Origin of the sequence: Sphingomonas adhaesiva (assembly GCF_002374855.1) — a bacterium.
Taxonomy (GTDB): Bacteria; Pseudomonadota; Alphaproteobacteria; order Sphingomonadales; family Sphingomonadaceae; genus Sphingomonas; species Sphingomonas adhaesiva.
In genome coordinates this window covers 37321-54640 of record NZ_NWVC01000001.1, presented here as the reverse complement: position 1 = coordinate 54640, position 17320 = coordinate 37321, and the positions used below count along the sequence as shown (strand labels likewise).

At 68.9% G+C, this 17320-nt stretch carries 21 protein-coding genes; 16 read left to right on the top strand and 5 right to left on the bottom strand.

The genetic code is table 11. The annotated features are described in order from the left end of the window. Window positions 1–67 precede the first annotated feature (67 nt). The 9 genes from COA07_RS00305 to COA07_RS00265 all read left to right on the top strand — a co-directional run bounded on the left by COA07_RS00305 (window position 68) and on the right by COA07_RS00265 (window position 8726). The gene (locus tag COA07_RS00305) at window positions 68–1120 is read left to right on the top strand and encodes a substrate-binding domain-containing protein (RefSeq protein ID WP_066708788.1); all 1053 of its coding nucleotides are present in this window, start codon (window positions 68–70) and stop codon (window positions 1118–1120) included. After that, window positions 1120–2496: a phosphate ABC transporter permease subunit PstC gene (gene pstC / locus COA07_RS00300; protein WP_066708778.1), complete on the top strand. Its 1377-nt coding sequence runs from the start codon at window positions 1120–1122 to the stop codon at window positions 2494–2496. The genes COA07_RS00305 and pstC overlap by 1 nt, the downstream gene beginning before the upstream one ends. Then, window positions 2489–3766 (top strand): phosphate ABC transporter permease PstA, encoded by a 1278-nt coding sequence (gene pstA, locus COA07_RS18385; RefSeq protein ID WP_066708776.1) that lies wholly within the window; start codon window positions 2489–2491, stop codon window positions 3764–3766. Before pstC ends, pstA begins: the two co-directional genes overlap by 8 nt. Before the next feature lie 20 nt (window positions 3767–3786). After that, window positions 3787–4533 carry a phosphate ABC transporter ATP-binding protein PstB gene (gene pstB, locus COA07_RS00290; RefSeq protein WP_096640319.1) on the top strand — a complete coding sequence of 249 codons (747 nt, stop codon included), beginning with the start codon at window positions 3787–3789 and terminating at the stop codon, window positions 4531–4533. A 22-nt stretch (window positions 4534–4555) separates the two neighbouring features. Further along, entirely contained in the window at window positions 4556–5242 is a 687-nt protein-coding gene (phoU, locus tag COA07_RS00285; RefSeq protein ID WP_066708770.1) for a phosphate signaling complex protein PhoU, read from the top strand. Further along, complete coding sequence (gene phoB, locus COA07_RS00280; RefSeq protein WP_066489380.1) at window positions 5242–5934, top strand: phosphate regulon transcriptional regulator PhoB; 693 nt, start codon at window positions 5242–5244, stop codon at window positions 5932–5934. The genes phoU and phoB overlap by 1 nt, the downstream gene beginning before the upstream one ends. 138 nt (window positions 5935–6072) lie before the next feature. After that, window positions 6073–6522, top strand: a complete 450-nt coding sequence (locus tag COA07_RS00275; RefSeq protein ID WP_096640317.1) for a hypothetical protein — start codon at window positions 6073–6075, stop codon at window positions 6520–6522. Window positions 6523–6609: 87 nt separating this feature from the next. Further along, entirely contained in the window at window positions 6610–7509 is a 900-nt protein-coding gene (locus COA07_RS00270; protein WP_066709015.1) for an SDR family NAD(P)-dependent oxidoreductase, read from the top strand. Beyond that, window positions 7509–8726: a serine hydrolase domain-containing protein gene (locus COA07_RS00265; RefSeq protein WP_083956788.1), complete on the top strand. Its 1218-nt coding sequence runs from the start codon at window positions 7509–7511 to the stop codon at window positions 8724–8726. Before COA07_RS00270 ends, COA07_RS00265 begins: the two co-directional genes overlap by 1 nt. On the opposite strand, the gene COA07_RS00260 is transcribed toward COA07_RS00265, so the two are convergent. Next, window positions 8727–9071: a DUF2794 domain-containing protein gene (locus COA07_RS00260; protein WP_066709018.1), complete on the bottom strand. Its 345-nt coding sequence runs from the start codon at window positions 9069–9071 to the stop codon at window positions 8727–8729. After that, window positions 9071–9766: a serine O-acetyltransferase EpsC gene (epsC, locus tag COA07_RS00255; RefSeq protein WP_066709020.1), complete on the bottom strand. Its 696-nt coding sequence runs from the start codon at window positions 9764–9766 to the stop codon at window positions 9071–9073. The genes COA07_RS00260 and epsC overlap by 1 nt, the downstream gene beginning before the upstream one ends. Window positions 9767–9946: 180 nt before the next feature. Between epsC and COA07_RS00250 the strand changes: the two genes are divergently transcribed. After that, window positions 9947–10717 carry a sulfite exporter TauE/SafE family protein gene (locus tag COA07_RS00250; protein WP_066709057.1) on the top strand — a complete coding sequence of 257 codons (771 nt, stop codon included), beginning with the start codon at window positions 9947–9949 and terminating at the stop codon, window positions 10715–10717. A gap of 12 nt (window positions 10718–10729) precedes the next feature. On the opposite strand, the gene ahpD is transcribed toward COA07_RS00250, so the two are convergent. Together ahpD and COA07_RS00240 are read right to left on the bottom strand one after the other, a co-directional pair. After that, the gene (ahpD, locus tag COA07_RS00245) at window positions 10730–11251 is read right to left on the bottom strand and encodes an alkylhydroperoxidase, AhpD family (RefSeq protein WP_066709060.1); all 522 of its coding nucleotides are present in this window, start codon (window positions 11249–11251) and stop codon (window positions 10730–10732) included. A 150-nt stretch (window positions 11252–11401) separates the two neighbouring features. Continuing rightward, entirely contained in the window at window positions 11402–11947 is a 546-nt protein-coding gene (locus COA07_RS00240) for a peroxiredoxin (RefSeq protein ID WP_066709022.1), read from the bottom strand. 155 nt (window positions 11948–12102) lie between these two features. Here COA07_RS00240 and COA07_RS00235 point away from each other — a divergent pair, with 155 nt between their 5' ends. After that, window positions 12103–13005, top strand: coding sequence for a hydrogen peroxide-inducible genes activator (locus COA07_RS00235; protein ID WP_066709025.1), 903 nt, complete (start codon window positions 12103–12105; stop codon window positions 13003–13005). 109 nt (window positions 13006–13114) lie between these two features. Next, window positions 13115–14437, top strand: a complete 1323-nt coding sequence (locus COA07_RS00230) for a dicarboxylate/amino acid:cation symporter (RefSeq protein ID WP_066709028.1) — start codon at window positions 13115–13117, stop codon at window positions 14435–14437. 178 nt (window positions 14438–14615) lie between these two features. On the opposite strand, the gene COA07_RS00225 is transcribed toward COA07_RS00230, so the two are convergent. Next, the gene (locus COA07_RS00225; protein WP_066709032.1) at window positions 14616–16124 is read right to left on the bottom strand and encodes a YifB family Mg chelatase-like AAA ATPase; all 1509 of its coding nucleotides are present in this window, start codon (window positions 16122–16124) and stop codon (window positions 14616–14618) included. Window positions 16125–16223: 99 nt separating this feature from the next. Here COA07_RS00225 and COA07_RS00220 point away from each other — a divergent pair, with 99 nt between their 5' ends. The 4 genes from COA07_RS00220 (at window position 16224) to yidD (ending at window position 17317) form a co-directional block, all read left to right on the top strand. Further along, window positions 16224–16502, top strand: a complete 279-nt coding sequence (locus COA07_RS00220; RefSeq protein WP_066709063.1) for a hypothetical protein — start codon at window positions 16224–16226, stop codon at window positions 16500–16502. An 85-nt stretch (window positions 16503–16587) separates the two neighbouring features. Further along, on the top strand, window positions 16588–16722 hold the full coding sequence (gene rpmH, locus COA07_RS00215) for a 50S ribosomal protein L34 (protein WP_028056723.1): 135 nt from the start codon (window positions 16588–16590) through the stop codon (window positions 16720–16722). Window positions 16723–16748: 26 nt separating this feature from the next. Next, complete coding sequence (gene rnpA / locus COA07_RS00210) at window positions 16749–17108, top strand: ribonuclease P protein component (protein ID WP_066709035.1); 360 nt, start codon at window positions 16749–16751, stop codon at window positions 17106–17108. Beyond that, entirely contained in the window at window positions 17105–17317 is a 213-nt protein-coding gene (gene yidD / locus COA07_RS00205; RefSeq protein ID WP_066709037.1) for a membrane protein insertion efficiency factor YidD, read from the top strand. The genes rnpA and yidD overlap by 4 nt, the downstream gene beginning before the upstream one ends. The last annotated feature ends 3 nt before the right edge of the window (window positions 17318–17320 follow it).

The following is a 17320-nucleotide window of genomic DNA, read 5'->3' as shown; positions in this document are numbered from 1 at the left end:
AACGCCCATGTCACATGCGCCCCCGCAGCACGATCGCCATTCCGGCCATCGGCGGCTCGGGGGTTTCATGTCGCGTTGGGTCCTGGCGCTTGCAGCCATGCTGCCGCTCGGCGCGGCCGGCTGCGTCGATCAGGCCGCCGGCGGCGGCGCGGGGTCGCGCGAACAGATCCGGGCGGTGGGATCGTCCACCGTCTATCCCTTCACCACGATCGCCGCCGAACAATATCTGGCCAACAATCCGCAGGCGCGCCCCCCTGTGGTCGAATCGACCGGCACCGGCGCGGGGATGAAGTTGTTCTGCGCCGGCATCGGTGCCGCCCATCCCGATATCGAGGATGCGTCACGGCGCATGAAGCGCAACGAATATGACATCTGCGTGCGCAACGGCGTGGACGGCGTGCTGGAGGTGCAGATCGGCATCGACGGCATCGCCTTCGCGGAGGCGCGCAACGGGCCGAAGATGGCGCTGACCCCCGCCGACATCTATCGCGCGCTCGCCGCCGCGCCGGGCGGACGCCGCAACACCGCGCGGACGTGGCGCGACGTCAACCCCGCGCTGCCCGCGGTGCCGATCCAGGTCTATGGCCCGCCATCGACCAGCGGGACGCGCGATGCGCTGGCCGAACTGATCCTGGCGACGGGGTGCGAAGCGGTGGACCCGGCGATGAAGGCGGTGCGCGACCATTCCCCGGACGCGTTCAACGCGCGCTGCCTGCGCGTGCGGGAGGACGGCGCCTATATCGACGCGGGCGAGAACGACAATCTGATCGTCCAGAAATTGCAATCCAATCCCAATGCGCTCGGCATCTTCGGCTACGGCTATCTGGAGGAGAATGCGCGCGCGGTGGATGGCGTGCCGATCGGCGGGGTCGCCCCCACCTATGACACGATCGCATCGGGCGCCTATCCCGGCGCGCGTCCGCTCTACATTTACGTGAAGAAGGCGCATCTGCGCGCCATTCCCGGGCTGCGGGCGTTCCTGCGCCAATATGCGCAGGCGTGGGATCGCGGCGGCCCGCTGGTGAAGCGCGGGTTGATCGCGGCACCGGCGGCGATCCAGCAGCGGTCGGCCGCGATCGTCGCGGGCGAGATCGCACTCGATCCGGCGGAGCTTAAATAATGTCGCCGCTCGCGCTCGTCTTCCTGATCGCCGCGCTTGCGCTGATCGGCTGGGTCACCGCGCGCGCGCGCGCGCTGCGGTTCCGCGCCGGCACGACGCAGCGGTTCAGCTCGCTGCCCCAACATCACGGCTGGTTCGTCGTGCTGTGCACGCTACTGCCGCCGCTGCTGTTCCTGGCGGTGTGGCATTTCACCTCCCCCGCGCTGGTCACCGACGCGGTGCTCGCCACCCCCGCCTCGGCGCAACTGCCGCCGCCCGGCTTCGATCGCGCCGCGGTCCTGTCGGAGGCACGTCGGCTGGCGGAGGGCAGCGGCTACGGCGCCTTCCACCCGCTGTCGGAGGTTCTGGCCCCCGCCTATGCCGCGGCGCAGGCGCGGTTCGACTGGATCGCCACCGCAGCCGCGCTGCTGCTCGCCTTCGCCGGCGGGGCGTTCGCCTTCCTCCAGGTCCGCCCCGCCTTCTCCGCGCGCACGCAGGTGGAGCGCGTCATCATGGGGCTGCTGCTGGGCGCCTCGCTGATCGCGATCCTGACGACGATCGGCATCGTCGCCAGCCTGTTGTTCGAAAGCGCGCGCTTCTTCCGCATCGTGCCGATCGGCGATTTCCTGCTGGGCACGCACTGGAGCCCGCAGGTCATCGACGCGCGCGATCCGGGTGCCAGCCTGGGCGCGGTGCCGCTGTTCTGGGGCACGTTCTTCATCGGCGCGATCATCGCGATGGCGGTGGCGATCCCGCTGGGGCTGCTCAGCGCGATCTACCTCACCCAATATGCGCGCCACACCACGCGCCGCTGGATGAAACCGATGCTGGAGATCCTGGCCGGCGTACCGACCGTCGTCTACGGCTATTTCGCGGCGCTGACGGTCGCGCCGGCGGTGCGCGATCTGGGCGTGGCGATCGGCGTGCGCTGGGCCAGTTCGGAAAGCGCGCTGGCGGCGGGCGTGGTGATGGGGGTGATGATCATCCCGTTCGTGTCCTCGATGGCCGACGATTCGCTGTCCGCCGTCCCCGATTCGATGCGTGACGGCAGCCTGGCGATGGGCGCCACCCCGTCGGAAACGATCAAGAAGGTGCTGGTCCCCGCCGCACTGCCCGGCGTCGTCGGCGGCGTGTTGCTGGCGGTCAGCCGCGCGATCGGGGAGACGATGATCGTCGTCATGGCCGCCTCCGGCGTCGCCACGCTGACGCTCAACCCGTTCGCCAGCACCACCACCGTCACGAAACAGATCGTCGATCTGCTGACCGGCGAGGCGGAGTTCGATTCGGCCAAGACGCTCGCCGCCTTCGCGCTGGGGCTGACGCTGTTCGTCATCACGCTGCTGCTCAACGTCGTCGCGCTGATCGTGGTGCGCCGCTACCGGGAATCCTATGAATAGCGCGCCCCCCTCCCCGGCCGCGCCGGTGCGCACGCCCACCGACTGGCAAAGCCCCGCGATGCAGCGGCGCATCCGCCACCGCTACGCCGCGGAACGGCGCTTTCGCTGGCTGGGGCTGGGCGCGGTGTCGCTGTCGGCGGCGTTCCTCGTCTTCCTGCTGGCCACGATGATCGGCCAGGGGGCGAACGGCTTCCTCGAAACGCGCATCGCGCTGCCGATCGACCTGCGCGCGGCGAAGGTCGACGTCCCGCCCGCGCGGCTTGCCGGGCCGGGCGGCGACCTCGCGCTCGCAGGCGCCGGGCTGGAGGGCGCGGTCGATGCCGCCGCCAACGCCGCCTTCCCTCAACAGGGCGGTGCCGCAGTGCTGTCGGACGGCGCGTGGCTGCGCGTGCGCGACGCGGTCAAACGCGATCCCTCGCTGCTGTCCCGCCCGGCGACGATCGACGTCCCCGTCGCCACCGACATCGACGTCGCGCTCAAGGGCGACGGCACGCCGGAATCGGAAGCCATCGTCTCCGCGCTGCGCCCGCGCCTGTCGAAGGGGCTGAACCTCAGCTTCTTCTCCGGCGCGGACGCCACCGATCCCACCCGCGCGGGCATCTGGGGCGCGCTGAAGGGATCGCTGTTCACGATGCTGGTGACGCTGGCGCTCGCCTTCCCGGTGGGGGTCCTCTCCGCTCTGTATCTGGAGGAATATGCGCCGCGGAACCGCTGGACCGACCTGATCGAGGTGTCGATCAACAACCTCGCGGCCGTGCCCTCGATCATCTTCGGCCTGCTGGGGCTGGCGGTGTTTCTCAACACCTTCCACATGCCGCGCTCGGCGGCGCTGGTCGGCGGGCTGACGCTGGCGCTGATGACGATGCCGGTCATCGTCATCGCCGGGCGCAACGCGATCAAGGGCGTGCCCCCGTCGATCCGCGATGCCGCGCGCGGTCTGGGCGCCTCGCCGATCCAGGTCGTCTTCCACCATGTCCTGCCGCTGGCGCTGCCCGGGATCCTGACCGGTACGATCATCGGCATGGCGCGCGCACTGGGCGAAACCGCGCCGCTGCTGATGATCGGGATGCGCGCCTTCATCGCCGCGCCGCCCGACAAGCTGACCGATCCCGCCACCGCCCTGCCGGTGCAGATCTTCCTGTGGTCCGACGAAGTGGCGAAGGGGTTCGTCGAGAAGACGTCCGCCGCGATCATCGTGCTGCTGGCCTTCCTGCTGGCGATGAACGGGATCGCCATCTACCTCCGCAACCGTTTCGAGACCCGCTGGTGACAAGCAATTCCGCCCCCAAGATGACCGCGAGCCGGGTCAACGTCTTCTATGGCGACAAGCAGGCGATCCGCGACGTGTCGATCGACGTCCGGCAGGAGGACGTGACCGCCTTCATCGGCCCGTCCGGCTGCGGCAAGTCGACGTTCCTGCGCACGCTCAACCGCATGAACGACACGATCGCGGGCGCGCGGGTCGAAGGCGACATCCGGCTGGACGGCGAGGATATCTACGCCCGCGCGATGGATGTGGTGCAGCTGCGCGCGCGCGTCGGCATGGTGTTCCAGAAGCCCAACCCCTTCCCCAAGTCGATCTTCGAGAACGTCGCCTACGGCCCGCGCATCCACGGGCTGGCGCGGTCGAAGGCCGACCTTGCCCAGATCGTCGAACGCTCGCTGGTGCGCGCCGGGCTGTGGGGCGAGGTGAAGGACCGGCTGCACGATTCGGGCACCGCGCTGTCGGGCGGCCAGCAGCAGCGGCTGTGCATCGCCCGCGCGATCGCGGTCGATCCCGAGGTGATCCTGATGGACGAACCCTGCAGTGCGCTGGACCCCATCGCCACCGCGCGGATCGAGGAGCTGATCCACGAACTGCGCGGCCGCTACGCGATCGTGATCGTCACCCACAACATGCAACAGGCCGCCCGCGTCAGCCAGCGCACCGCCTTCTTCCATCTGGGACAACTGGTCGAATACGGCGACACGTCCGACATCTTCACCAACCCGCGTGAGGAACGGACCAAAGACTATATCACCGGCCGCTATGGTTGAGCCGGCAGAAGAGGATCGGGCCATGACAGTCGGCCAGCAACATACCGTGAAGGCGTTCGACCAGGACATCGGCCAGCTGCGCGGGCTGATCTCGCAGATGGGCGGGCTGGCCGAAAGCGCGATCGCGCAGTCGATGATCGCGTTGCAGCGCGGCGACGTCGACCTGGCCGACCGCATCCGCCAGGACGACCGTCGCATCGATGCGATCGAGGCGGAGGTGGAGCGGACCGCGGTGCGCATCATCGCGCTGCGCGCGCCGATGGCCAACGACTTGCGCGAGGTGGTGGCGGCGCTGAAGATCGCCGGGGTCGTCGAACGCATCGCCGATTATGCCAAGAACATCGCCAAGCGCGTGCCGCAGCTGGAAAGCGACCATCGCATCGAACCGGTGTCGATGCTGCCCGCGATGGCGCGCATGGCCGCCGACATGGTCACCGACGTGCTCAACGCCTTTGCCGCGCGCGATCCCGAAGCCGCGCTGGCGGTGTGCGAGCGCGACCATGCGCTGGACGATTTCTACGACAGCATCTTCAGGACGCTGGTGACCTACATGGTCGAAAATCCCAAGACGATCAGCCAGTGCGCGCACTTGCTGTTCATCGCCAAGAATCTGGAACGGATCGGCGATCACGCGACCAACGTCGCGGAGATGGTCTATTTCGCCGCGACGGGGACGCGGATGGTAGAGCGCGAGAAGGGAAGCGAGTGATGGCCAAGGCCCGGATGCTGCTGGTGGAGGACGATGCGAGCCTTGCCGAGCTGCTCGTATGGCATTTCACGCGGGAACATTTCGATGTCCAGCACACCATCGACGGCGAAGAGGCGCTGTTGATGGCCAAGGAAACCCCGCCCGACATCGTCCTGCTCGACTGGATGGTCGAGGGGATTTCCGGGATCGAGGTATGCCGCCGGCTGCGCCGCGCGACCGAGACGCAGAACGTGCCGATCATCATGCTGACCGCGCGCGGTGAGGAAGAGGATCGCGTGCGCGGGCTGGAAACCGGCGCCGACGATTACGTCACCAAGCCGTTTTCACCGCGCGAGCTGGTCGCGCGCGTCGGCGCGGTGCTGCGCCGCGTCCGCCCCGCGCTGGCGGGCGAGCAGCTCACCTACGCCGACCTCGAGATGGATACCGTCGGCCACAAGGTGCGCCGCGGCGGCGAGGTGATCGCGCTGGGGCCGACCGAATTCCGCCTGCTGAAGCATTTTCTGGAACATCCCGGCCACGTCTTCTCGCGCGAGCGGCTGCTCGACAGCGTGTGGGGCCATGACAGCGACATCGAAAGCCGCACCGTCGACGTCCACATCCGCCGCCTGCGCAAGGCGATCAACGAAGGGGGGCGCCCGGATATCATCCGCACCGTCCGCTCCGCCGGTTACGCGCTCGACACCGGGCACTGATCGGCTCGCCCGCGCGGCTTTTCCTGCCGCCCGGTTCGATTCGTCGTCGCAACGAGGGAGCCTTTCGCCGTCATGGCGCGTTGGCCGCCCCGCGTAACGATAACGCAGTCTGACCGACCATAATGGCAGGAGACAGATATGAAGACGATGCTTCTGGCGGCCGCGGCCGCGCTTGCCCTTCCGTCCATCGCCGTAGCGCAGGACACCATGCAGACCCCGCCGCCCGCGGGGACGATGGCCCCCGCGACCGATCCGGCGGCACCGCCCCCGGCTGACCCGGCCGCCACCGCTCCGGCGACGGCGCCGGCCGCCGATCCGGCGATGCAGCAGCAGCCGATGCAGGCGCCGGCGCAGACCACCGGCGGGGCGATGGGTACCGAAACCGCCGGCGGCTACCAGCCCGCCGGCCCCGCCCTGCAGGGCACGCCGGCACCGGGCGCGACCGTGCGCTTCCAGCCCGCACCCTCGCCGTCGCAGGCATTCCCGGCCCCCGCGCCGAAGGAAAGCTATCCGATCTGCAAGAAGGGCCAGTACGACGGCTGCATGCAGGCAAGCGACGCGCGCGGCAAGCGCAAGGCACGCCGCTGATCGCGGCCACAGACGAACGGGCATTGCGCCCGTTCGAACTGTGAGTATGGAAGGGCGCTCTATCCATCGGGAGGGAGCGCCTTTTCCATGTCCATTCGTTTCGACGACAAGGTAGCCATCGTCACCGGCGCCGGCGGCGGTCTGGGCCGTCAATATGCCCTGGAACTCGCACGTCGCGGTGCGAAGGTCGTGGTCAACGATCTGGGCGGCGACCGCACCGGTCAGGGCGCGTCCGACGCCGCGCTGAAGGTGGTCGAGGAAATCGAGGCGGCCGGCGGTCAGGCGATGGCCAACGGCGCCAGCGTCACCGAATATGACCAGATGGTCGAGATGGTCGCCAGGGCCAAGGAAAAGTGGGGCGGCGTCCACGTCCTCATCAACAACGCCGGCGTACTGCGCGACAAGACCTTCGCTAAGATGGAGCCGGCCGATTTCGCCTTCGTCGTCAACGTCCACCTGCTCGGCTCGGCCAACGCGACCAAGGCGTGCTGGGAAACCTTCCGAGAGCAGAATTACGGCCGCGTCCTGATGACCGCGTCGTCGACCGGGCTTTTCGGCAATTTTGGCCAGGCGAACTATGGCGCAGCCAAGCTCGGCCTCGCCGGCCTGACGAAGACGCTGTACCTCGAAGGCGCCAAGAACAACATCAAGGTCAACACGATCGCCCCGGTCGCCGGCACCCGCATGACCGAGGATCTGTTCCCGGAACAGGCGTTCCAGGCGTTCGCCCCCGAAAAGGTCGTTCCCGCCGCGCTGTTCCTGGTCAGCGAGGACGCGCCGACCAACCAGATCGTCGGCGCGGGCGCCGGCGTGTTCCAGGCCAGCTATGTCACGCTGACGCAGGGCAAGCTGCTGACCGGCGACGACCTGTCGCCCGAAGGCGTGGCGAGCCATTGGGCCGAGATCACCGATCGCACCGGGGAGATCGTCCCCGATTCCGGCGCCGGCCAGTCGATGCTGATTGGCGCGAAGCTGCAGGGTCAGTGATGTACCGGGCAGGCGCGCGGCGGCTGCGCACGCTCGCCTGCCTGTTGCCGGCGGCGACGCTGGTCGCCTGTGCGACCGTCACGCCGCCCACTGCCCCGGTCGCGGCGCCCGCCAGCGTACGCGTCGCGTTCGACCGCGATCGCATCGGCGCCGTCGCGGCGCACGGCCTCGCCGACCGCGCGACCGAACGCCGCGTGACGGCGCGCGATCCGGTCCGCATCGCTTCCATCTCCAAGCTGGTCACCGCGATCGGGGTGATGCGACTGGTGGAGGCGGGCACGCTCGATCTCGATGCGGACGTCTCCGGCCTGCTCGGCTATCGCCTGCGTCACCCGCGTTATCCCGATGTGCCGGTGACGCTGCGGTTGCTGCTGTCGCACCGTTCCGGCTTGCGCGACGATGCCGGCTATATCGTTCCGCTCGGCACGCGGCTGGCCGATCGGCTGGCGGACCCGCGCGCCTGGGACGCCGATCACGCGCCGGGCGCCTTCTATCGCTACACCAACCTCAACTTCCCGGTCGTCGCCGCGGTGATGGAGCGCGCCACGGGGGAACGGTTCGACCGGCTGATGCAGCGGCTGGTGCTGGCGCCGCTGAAGCTGGACGCCTGCTTCAATTGGGCCAGCTGCCCGGATGCGACCGTGGCGCACGCGGTGGTCCTCTACGGCGCGGACGGCACGGCGCAGACCGACGATCTCCACGGCCGCCGCCCCGCCTGCCCGGTCGTCGCCGGCCCGGGCGGCGCGTGCGACCTGTCGCAATGGCGGCCGGGTGAGAATGGCGCGCTGTTTTCGCCACAGGGCGGGCTGCGCATCTCGATGCACGATCTGGCCACGATCGGCCGGCTGCTCGCGCGCGGTGGCGAGGTCGACGGCGTCCGCCTGCTCACCCCCGCCTCGGTCGCGATGCTGCGCGGGCCGGAATGGCGCTACGACGGGCGCAATGGCGATACCGGCGACGGGTTCGACTGCCGCTACGGCCTGGCGATGCAGACGCTGGCGACGCCGCAGGCCGGATGTCGCGACGACCTGTTCGGTGACGGCGTCGCGCGTTTCGGCCATGCCGGCGATGCCTATGGCCTGCGCTCGGGCCTGTGGATCGACCCCGCTACCGGGCGCGGCGTCGCCTTCTTCGTCACCGCGGTTCCCGAAAGAGCGCGGTCGACGCGTTCGGCCTTTTCGCTGCAAGAGGAAATGATCGCGCGCGGGCGCCGCTGATCATTCCTCGACCAGCTTCATCAGCCGGCGTTCGACCGGGGCCAGCACCGGCCCCAGTTCATGCCCGCGCTTGATGACCTGCCCACCCTCGCCCACCAACGCCCACATCCCCTGCCGCTGGCGGAGCGCGGGATGCTTCTCGATCCGGTATTCCGGCCGCTCGGCGGCGCGGCGGAAGGCGGCGAAGACCGCCGCGTCGCGCCCCAGGTCGATCGCATAGTCGCGCCAATGCCCCGCCGCCACCATCCGGCCGTACAGGTCCAGGATGCGGGTCAGTTCGATCCGGTCGAAGCCGACCTGGCCCGGTCGCTGTCCGTTCGCGGGAAAGGGGGTAACGATGCCCATCAGGCGCGGTCGCGAACCTCCTCGTCCGGTGCCGCACCCTGTTCGCCCAGCAGCGCATCGAGCCGCCGCTTCATCGCCTCCAGCTCGCAACGGAGCAGTTCGACCTTCTGCGTCTGCGGATCGAACGTCTCGCTGCAGGGCGTGCCATACGGAACGAAACGGCGTTCGGGCGCCGCACCGCCCTCCACCATCGTCGGCCGTGCCGGGATGCCGACCATCACCGCGCCCGCGGGCACGTCGCGCGTCACCACCGCATTGGCGCCGACGCGGGCGCGCGGGCCGACGGTGATCGGACCCAGCACCTGCGCGCCCGAACCGATGATCGCGCCGTCGGCGATCGTCGGATGGCGCTTGCCCGCCACGCCGTCGTCGGGGCTGGTACCGCCCAGCGTCACGCATTGGTATATGGTGACGTCATTGCCGATCTCCGCCGTCTCGCCGATCACCACGAAACCGTGGTCGATGAAGAAATTGCGCCCGATCTTCGCGCCCGGATGGATGTCGATCGCGGTCGTCGCGCGCGAGAAGTGATTGACGACCCGCGCCAGCAGGAACAGCCGCGACCGGTACAGGCGATGCGCAACGCGATGCCACGCCAGCGCCCACACGCCCGGATAGGTCAGGATTTCCAGCCGCGAATGCGGCGCCGGGTCGCGCGATCGGATCGAATCGAGATAGTCGGTCAGTCGCGACATGCCGTGCCCCTGTAAACGCGTATGCCGGCATGCGCCGGTCGTGTCCGTCCCGCCATGTAGGCATGCCCGGCGGCGGTTTCCATAAGCAACGCTTTGCCGGTCTAAACCGTATTTCCCTATCGCGTTCGTGGGGTATGCCGCATGAACGGGTTCGGGCACCACCGCCCGCCGGAGACCTTCATGCCGACATTCGCCGACATCGATCTTTCCGCGCTGCTGCCGTTCATCGCCGTGGGGTTCGGCGCACAGGTGGTCGACGGCGCGCTGGGCATGGCGTTCGGCGTCATCTGCAACACCTTGCTGGTGGCGGTGATCGGGCTGCCGCCCGCACGCGCCTCCGCCAACGTGCACATCGTGGAGACGTTCACCACCGCGGTATCCGGGATCAGCCACGCGCTGCACGGCAATATCGACAAAAAGCTGTTCCTACGCCTGCTGGTGCCCGGCGTGATCGGCGGCGTCACCGGCGCCTATGTCCTCACCAATATCGACGCCGCGACGGTCAAGCCGTTCGTGCTCGCCTATCTGGTTGCGATCGGCGTGTACCTGCTGATCCGCGGGCTGCTGTTTCCGCCCAAGACGCAGAAGCCGCGCGTGGTGGAACCGCTGGGGCTGATCGGCGGATTCATGGATGCGGCGGGCGGCGGCGGCTGGGGGCCGATCGTCACCTCCAACCTGCTGGTGCAGGGGGTGGAGCCGCGCAAGGTCGTCGGCACCGTCAATTCGGTGGAATTCTTCCTGACCGCCACCGTCTCCGCGGCGTTCATCTATCACCTGGGCTTGAGGGATTTCGCCACGGCGACGGTCGGTCTGCTGATCGGCGGCGTGCTGGCCGCGCCGCTGGGCGCCTTCATGGCCAAGCGGATCCCGACCAAGGTCATGCTGGTCCTGGTCGGGATCGTCCTGACGGTCACCAGCACCTACGGCTTCGTCCGTGCGGTGCTGATGTAACCGTTGCGGGCGTCAGGCGACGGCGGCGTGGACCGTCGCCACCGCCTTCATCACCGATGCGATGCGCACCGACGACTGGATCACCTCGGCGGTGACGCCCGCCTTCTTCAGCACCTGTTCGTGGCTGTCGATGCACATGCCGCAGCCGTTCATCGCGCTCACCGCCAGGCTGAACAGCTCGAAATCGACCTTGTCGATGCCCGGCGCGCCGATCACGTTCATCCGCAGCTTGGCGGGCATCCGGCTGTATTCCTCGTTCGAGGCCAGGTGCGTGAAGCGGTAGTAGACGTTGTTCATCGCCATCACCGCCGCTGCCGCACGCGCGGCATTGGCGGCCTCCGGGGACAGCTTGCCGTCGACTTCCGCCTCGGTCGCCTCGACCAGCGGCCTGTGCCCGGTACCGTGCGCACAGGCCAGCAGCGTGCCGTACTTGCGCTGGTCGTTCAGCACCGTCTCGTTCAGCAGCGAGCCGACGTTGAGGCGGATGTCCTTGGCGAAATCGGGCAGCGTGCCCGCGAAATCCTTGAGCGCCATCATCATTCCTTCAGGCGAAAAGCGTCACCCCAGCGGAAGCTGGGGTCTCCCGGTTATGGAGAGACCCCAGCTTCCGCTGGGGTGACGACGGGACGGGTGGGTGACGAAAGGATGCGGGGCGGGAGCCGCGCTGCCCCCGCCCCGGCGGGATCAGGCCGCGACCCTCAGCACGTCGTCGCCCTTGTTCCAGTTGCACGGGCACAGTTCGTCGGTCTGCAGAGCGTCGAGCACGCGCAGCGTCTCGGCCGGGTTGCGGCCGACGTTCAGACCATTGACCTGCACCGCCTGGATGACGTTGTCCGGGTCGACGATGAAGGTGGCGCGGAACGCGACATGCTCGTTCTTGTCGAGGATGCCCAGCGCATCGGCCAGCTTCGCGCCGTTATCGGCCAGCCACGGGAAATCGGCCGCTGCGAGATCCGGATCCGACTTGCGCCACGCGAGGTGAACGTGCGCGGTGTCGGTCGACGCACCGATCAGCACCGCGTCGCGGTCCTCGAAATCGCCCTTGATCTGGCTGTAGCCGACGATCTCGGTCGGGCAGACGAAGGTGAAGTCCTTCGGCCAGTAGAACAGCACCTTCCACTTGCCCGGATAGGCGGTGGTCAGGTCCAGCGTCTCGCCGGCCGGCAGCGCGTCGGTGCCCTGCTGGACGGGAACGGTGATGGCGGGGAAGGTATCGCCGATGGTCAGCATCGAATGGCTCCTCTTGGAAATGGGTTTTCCAGCCATCCTCTCCGCAGGCGGCTGCCGTTCGTGCGGCGCCATCCATGCTGTGACGACGAATATAGGCGTTTGGCGTGATTGATCCAATCGACTATGACAAGACTAGTGATCGACCGGAGCGATGAATGGCTGCGACCTACCTGCCTACCCTGAAACAGCTGCAATATCTGGTCGCGCTGAAGGATCACGGCCATTTCGGCCGCGCGGCGGAGGCGTGCTTCGTCACGCAATCCACCCTGTCGGCGGGGTTGCGCGAGTTGGAGACGCTGATCGGCGTGACGCTGGTGGAGCGCACGCGCCGCGTCGTCCGCTTCACCCCGCTCGGCGAGCAGATCGCCGCCAAGGCGCGCGTCGTCCTGCGCGAGGCGGAGGAACTGGGCGACATGGCGCGTGCCGCCGGGCGCCCGCTGTCTGGGGAAATGCGGATGAGCGTCATCCCCACGATCGCGCCGTTCCTGCTGCCGCGCATCCTGCCGCGCCTGCGCCGCGACTATCCCGACCTGAAGCTGTTCCTGCGCGAGGAGCCGAGCGGCCCGGCGTGCGAGTCGCTCCACAACGGCCGCACCGACTGCGTGCTGCTCGCGCTGCCCTATGCGTGCGGCGAGGTGACCGCGATGAAGCTGTTCGACGATCACCTGTTCCTCGCCTTCCCCGAAGGCGAGATGCCCGCCGACCCCGCCCCGGTGCGCCCCGCCGACATCGACGAGACCCGGCTGCTGCTGCTGGAGGATGGCCATTGCCTGAAGGAACATGCGTTGGCGGCGTGCAACCGCGCCGAACTGCGCGCCGAGGCCACGATGCTCGGCACCTCGCTGCACACGATGGTGCAGATGGTCGACAACGGGCTGGGGGTGACGATGCTGCCCAAGATCGCGCTCGACGCCGGCATCCTCGACCACACCAACGTCGTTGCCCGCCCGCTCGATGCCGATCATCCCAGCCGAACGCTGGCGCTGGTGTGGCGCCGCGCCTCCCCGCGCGAACGTGATTTCCGGCTGCTGGGCGAGGTATTGACGGCCGCGGCGTGAGGGGCCGCGCCGCCCCCGCGTCATGATGACGGGCGGTAATCGGTCAACAGGCGCTTGACCGCGCCCGCGCAATCTCCTTTCCCTCGCACGCATCAAGCGGGAGCATCGAATGGCCAAGCGGCTGACCTTGTATATCCTTGCCGGGCTGGCGCTCGGCCTCGTCACCGGCCTCATCCTCAACGGCTGGCTCGACGACGGCTCTCCTGCGGGCAAGGAACTGGTGACGCGGATCGCGGGCTATTTCTCGATCGTCACCACGATCTTCCTGCGCCTCATCAAGATGATCATCGCGCCGCTTGTGTTTGCGACGCTGGTGTCGGGCATCGCGCAGATGGGCGATACCGCCGCGCTGGGCCGGATCGGGGCGCGCAGCCTGGGCTGGTTCATCGCCGCCAGCCTGCTGTCGCTCTCGCTGGGGCTGCTGATGGTCAACCTGTTGCAGCCCGGCGTCGGGCTGGGGCTGGCGCTGCCGGCCGCCAACAGTTCGGCCGGGCTGGAAACCGCGGCCTTCAACCTGAAGGATTTCTTCGCGCATATCGTCCCGGCATCGATGGTCGATGCCATGGCGAAGAACGAGATCCTGCAGATCGTCGTCATGTCCGTCTTCGTCGGCGTCGCGATCACCGCGGTGGGCGAAAAGGCCGCGCCGCTGGTCCGCGCGGTCGACGCGCTGGTGCATGTGATGCTGCAGGTGACCGATTACGTCATGCGCGTCGCCCCGCTGGCCGTCTTCGCCGCGGTGGCGGGCACGCTGACGGAGCGCGGGCCGGCGGTGATCGGGCAGCTGGCCTATTTCATGGGCAGCTTCTACCTCGCCCTGCTCTGCCTGTGGGCGATCCTGCTGACGATCGGCTTCCTGTTCATCGGGCCGCGCATCCGCGAGCTGATCCGCTATGTGCGCGAACCGTTGCTGGTCGCTTTCTCCACCGCCTCGTCGGAGGCCGCCTATCCGCGGATGCTGGAGGCGCTCGACCGGTTCGGCGTACCGCCGCGCATCGCCAGTTTCGTGCTGCCGCTGGGCTATTCGTTCAACCTCGACGGGTCGATGATCTACATGACCTTCGCGTCGATCTTCATCGCCCAGGCCTATGGCATCGACATGTCGCTGGGGCAGATGGTGACGATGCTGCTGGTGCTGATGGTCACGTCGAAGGGGATCGCCGGCGTACCGCGCGCCAGCCTGGTGGTGATCGCCGCGACGCTGCCCATGTTCAACCTGCCGGAAGCGGGGCTGCTGCTGATCCTGGCGATCGACCACTTCCTCGACATGGGCCGCACCGCCACCAACGTGATCGGCAACGCGGTCGCCAGCGCCGTAATCGCGAAATGGGAGGGCGGGTTCGACACGAAGGAACCCGTCGCAATCGAACCACCCGCGGCCCCATCGGGCGCCGGCCCGGCGCGCGACGTCGACAGCTTCCGCAAGCCGTAGGTTCACGCGGAGGCGCGGAGACGCGGAGGCGTCGCGCCCGCCGCGATGTCCCGAGCCGCCACGGGCGGCTCATCAATTTTCCGCGTGGAGAATAAAGGGCGCTACGCGCCACCGCTCACAACACCTCCGCGCCTCCGCATGAACCGACTTCTTCGCGTCTTCGCGTCTTCGCGCGCATTCAATTCCGCGGCGGCTGCCGCCGATACCCCAGCGCCTCGGCGACATGAATCCGCCCGACCGCCTCCGCGCCCGCCAGGTCCGCGATCGTCCGCGCCACGCGCAGGATGCGCATATACCCCCGCGCCGACAGCTTCATCGTCGCCGCCGCCTGCGCCAGCAACGCACGCCCCGCCTCGTCGGGCGAGGCGAACCGTTCCAGCACTTCCCCCTCCAGCTCCGCATTGGTGCGCGCCCCTGTGCCCACCAGCCGCGCTGCCTGCACCGCGCGCGCCGCCGCGACGCGCGCCGCGACCTCGGCCGATCCTTCCGCGGGCGGCGGCAGCGTCAGGTCGACCGCGCTCACTGCCGCCACCTCGACATGCAGGTCGATGCGGTCCAGCAGCGGTCCCGAAACCTTCGCCTGATAATCCGCCGCGCATTTGGGCGCTCGTGCGCACGCCAGCGAGGCATCGCCCAGATGCCCGCAACGGCACGGGTTCATCGCCGCGATCAACTGCACCCGCGCCGGATAGGTGACGTGCGCGTTGGCGCGCGCGACGCTGACCGTCCCCGTCTCCAGCGGCTGGCGCAGCGAATCGAGCACCGCGCGCTGGAATTCGGGCAGCTCGTCCAGGAACAGCACGCCCATATGCGCCAGGCTGACCTCACCCGGCTTCACCTTCAGCCCGCCGCCGGTCAGCGCCGCCATGCTGGCGGAATGATGCGGGCTGCGGAACGGTCGCGTGCGCGTCAGCGTGCCGCCGGGCAGCGCGCCAGCGACCGACTGGACCATCGACACTTCCAGCGCCTCGGCGGGGTCGAGCGGCGGCAGGATGCCCGGCAGGCATGCCGCCATCAGCGACTTGCCCGCCCCCGGCGGCCCGACCATCAAGAGATTGTGCGATCCGGCCGCGGCGATCTCCAGCGCGCGCTTGGCGACCTCCTGTCCCTTCACCTGGCGCAGGTCCGGCCCGCCCGCGCGCTCGTTCACCTCGCCCGGTTGCGGCGCGGCGAGCAGCCCCTGCCCCTTCAGGTGGTTGAGCAGTCCCAGCAGGTCGGGCGCGGCGACCACCTCGATCCCGCCGCTCCACGCCGCCTCCGGCCCCTGCGCCGCGGGACAGATCAGCCCCTTGCCCTCCGCCCCGGCGTGGATCGCGGCCAGCAGCACGCCCGGCGACGGCGCCAGCCGCCCGTCCAGCCCCAGTTCGCCGACGATCACGTAATCGGCCAGCGCCTCGGCATCCACCACGCCCATCGCCGCCAGCAGCCCCAGCGCGATCGGCAGGTCGAAATGCGATCCTTCCTTGGGCAGGTCGGCGGGCGACAGGTTCACCGCGATCCGCTTGGGCGGCAGCGACAGCCCCATCGACGCGATCGCGCCGCGCACCCGCTCGCGGCTTTCGCCGACCGCCTTGTCCGCCAGCCCGACGACGTTGAACGCCGGCAGGCCGGGGATCAGCTGCACTTGCACCTCGACGCTGCGCGCCTCCAGCCCCAGATAGGCTACCGTCGATACGATCGCGACCATGTTCCCCCCGTCACCGCCCGTTCATAGCCGCTTTGGCAGGGTTGGGAATGTCGCCCGTAGTGTCTTGCGGGTTTAACACACGTGCCCCACATGGAGCCCATGGCCGTTCGCCACCCCGCCTCCCGCTACGCGCAACTGTCCGCCGGCATCCTGCTGATGCTGGCCGCGCCGGTCGTCGCGCCGTTGCCGGGGCCGGCGGGAACGTTGGCCTTCGCGGGCGGGCTGGTGCTGGTATTGCGCAATTCGCACGCCGCGCGGGTGCGGTTCGCGCGGATCAAGCGGCGCTGGCCGCGCGCCGGGCGGCTGGCGGATACCGCGATGCGCCGGCGCAGCGCGCTGCGCCGGCGCGCGCGCGATCGGGCGGCGGCGGCACGTTGACTTTGGGGCGTGCATCGCTTAGGCGCCGCCATCTACGGGCCGTCCTTGTGGCGGCCTTTTGACATTTGAATTCGGGATATGAACCATGAAGCGGACCTTTCAGCCGAGCAATCTGGTGCGCGCCCGCCGTCACGGCTTCCGCGCGCGGATGGCGACGGTCGGCGGCCGTGCGGTGATCCGGGCGCGTCGCGCGCGCGGCCGCAAGAAGCTGTCGGCGTAATTCGGCGTCCGGCCGTGATCGGCCGGATGACGAAGCGATCGGATTATCTGGCCGCGAATGCCGGGCGTCGGTCTCCGATGCCCGGCTTCGTACTTTTGGTGCGCCCGCGCGAGGACGATGATCCCGCGATGCGCATCGGCATCACCGTCACCAAGAAGATCGGCAATGCCGTGGTGCGCAACCGCATCAAGCGGCGGTTCCGCGCGCTGGCGCGTGAAGTGCTGCCGGCCGCGGGCATGGCGGGGGCGGATCATGTGCTGATCGGCCGTGCGCCCGCACTGGATCGCGACTGGTCCGCGCTGGTCGCCGATCTCGATAAGGCGCTGGCGCGCGCGATCTCCGGCGATCTGCCGCCGCGTCGCCCGCCCGGCGCGCGCCGGCGATGATCGCCCGGCTGATGATCCTCGTCGCGCGGGCTTGGCAACTGGGGCCGTCACTGGTCCTGCCGCCGTCGTGCCGGTTCCAGCCGTCATGTTCCGCCTATGCAATCGAGGCGCTTGGCCGCTATGGCGCGGTAAAGGGTGGATGGCTGGCGGCGCGGCGCATCGCGCGATGCCATCCATGGGGCGGGCACGGCCACGATCCGGTGCCGTGACAA

Excerpts from the sequence above, each read along its gene's own strand:
- pstB (WP_096640319.1), top strand. The coding sequence starts at position 3,787 with ATGACCGCGAGCCGGGTCAACGTCTTCTATGGCGACAAGCAGGCGATC.
- COA07_RS00270 (WP_066709015.1), top strand. The coding sequence starts at position 6,610 with ATGTCCATTCGTTTCGACGACAAGGTAGCCATCGTCACCGGCGCCGGC.
- COA07_RS00235 (WP_066709025.1), top strand. The coding sequence starts at position 12,103 with ATGGCTGCGACCTACCTGCCTACCCTGAAACAGCTGCAATATCTGGTC.
- pstC (WP_066708778.1), top strand. The coding sequence starts at position 1,120 with ATGTCGCCGCTCGCGCTCGTCTTCCTGATCGCCGCGCTTGCGCTGATC.
- COA07_RS00220 (WP_066709063.1), top strand. The coding sequence starts at position 16,224 with ATGGCCGTTCGCCACCCCGCCTCCCGCTACGCGCAACTGTCCGCCGGC.
- yidD (WP_066709037.1), top strand. The coding sequence starts at position 17,105 with ATGATCGCCCGGCTGATGATCCTCGTCGCGCGGGCTTGGCAACTGGGG.
- COA07_RS00250 (WP_066709057.1), top strand. The coding sequence starts at position 9,947 with ATGCCGACATTCGCCGACATCGATCTTTCCGCGCTGCTGCCGTTCATC.
- COA07_RS00305 (WP_066708788.1), top strand. The coding sequence starts at position 68 with ATGTCGCGTTGGGTCCTGGCGCTTGCAGCCATGCTGCCGCTCGGCGCG.
- COA07_RS00260 (WP_066709018.1), bottom strand. The coding sequence starts at position 9,071 with ATGGGCATCGTTACCCCCTTTCCCGCGAACGGACAGCGACCGGGCCAG.
- COA07_RS00225 (WP_066709032.1), bottom strand. The coding sequence starts at position 16,124 with ATGGTCGCGATCGTATCGACGGTAGCCTATCTGGGGCTGGAGGCGCGC.
- epsC (WP_066709020.1), bottom strand. The coding sequence starts at position 9,766 with ATGTCGCGACTGACCGACTATCTCGATTCGATCCGATCGCGCGACCCG.
- COA07_RS00265 (WP_083956788.1), top strand. The coding sequence starts at position 7,509 with ATGTACCGGGCAGGCGCGCGGCGGCTGCGCACGCTCGCCTGCCTGTTG.
- COA07_RS00275 (WP_096640317.1), top strand. The coding sequence starts at position 6,073 with ATGAAGACGATGCTTCTGGCGGCCGCGGCCGCGCTTGCCCTTCCGTCC.
- phoU (WP_066708770.1), top strand. The coding sequence starts at position 4,556 with ATGACAGTCGGCCAGCAACATACCGTGAAGGCGTTCGACCAGGACATC.
- pstA (WP_066708776.1), top strand. The coding sequence starts at position 2,489 with ATGAATAGCGCGCCCCCCTCCCCGGCCGCGCCGGTGCGCACGCCCACC.
- rpmH (WP_028056723.1), top strand. The coding sequence starts at position 16,588 with ATGAAGCGGACCTTTCAGCCGAGCAATCTGGTGCGCGCCCGCCGTCAC.
- ahpD (WP_066709060.1), bottom strand. The coding sequence starts at position 11,251 with ATGGCGCTCAAGGATTTCGCGGGCACGCTGCCCGATTTCGCCAAGGAC.
- COA07_RS00240 (WP_066709022.1), bottom strand. The coding sequence starts at position 11,947 with ATGCTGACCATCGGCGATACCTTCCCCGCCATCACCGTTCCCGTCCAG.
- rnpA (WP_066709035.1), top strand. The coding sequence starts at position 16,749 with ATGACGAAGCGATCGGATTATCTGGCCGCGAATGCCGGGCGTCGGTCT.
- COA07_RS00230 (WP_066709028.1), top strand. The coding sequence starts at position 13,115 with ATGGCCAAGCGGCTGACCTTGTATATCCTTGCCGGGCTGGCGCTCGGC.
- phoB (WP_066489380.1), top strand. The coding sequence starts at position 5,242 with ATGGCCAAGGCCCGGATGCTGCTGGTGGAGGACGATGCGAGCCTTGCC.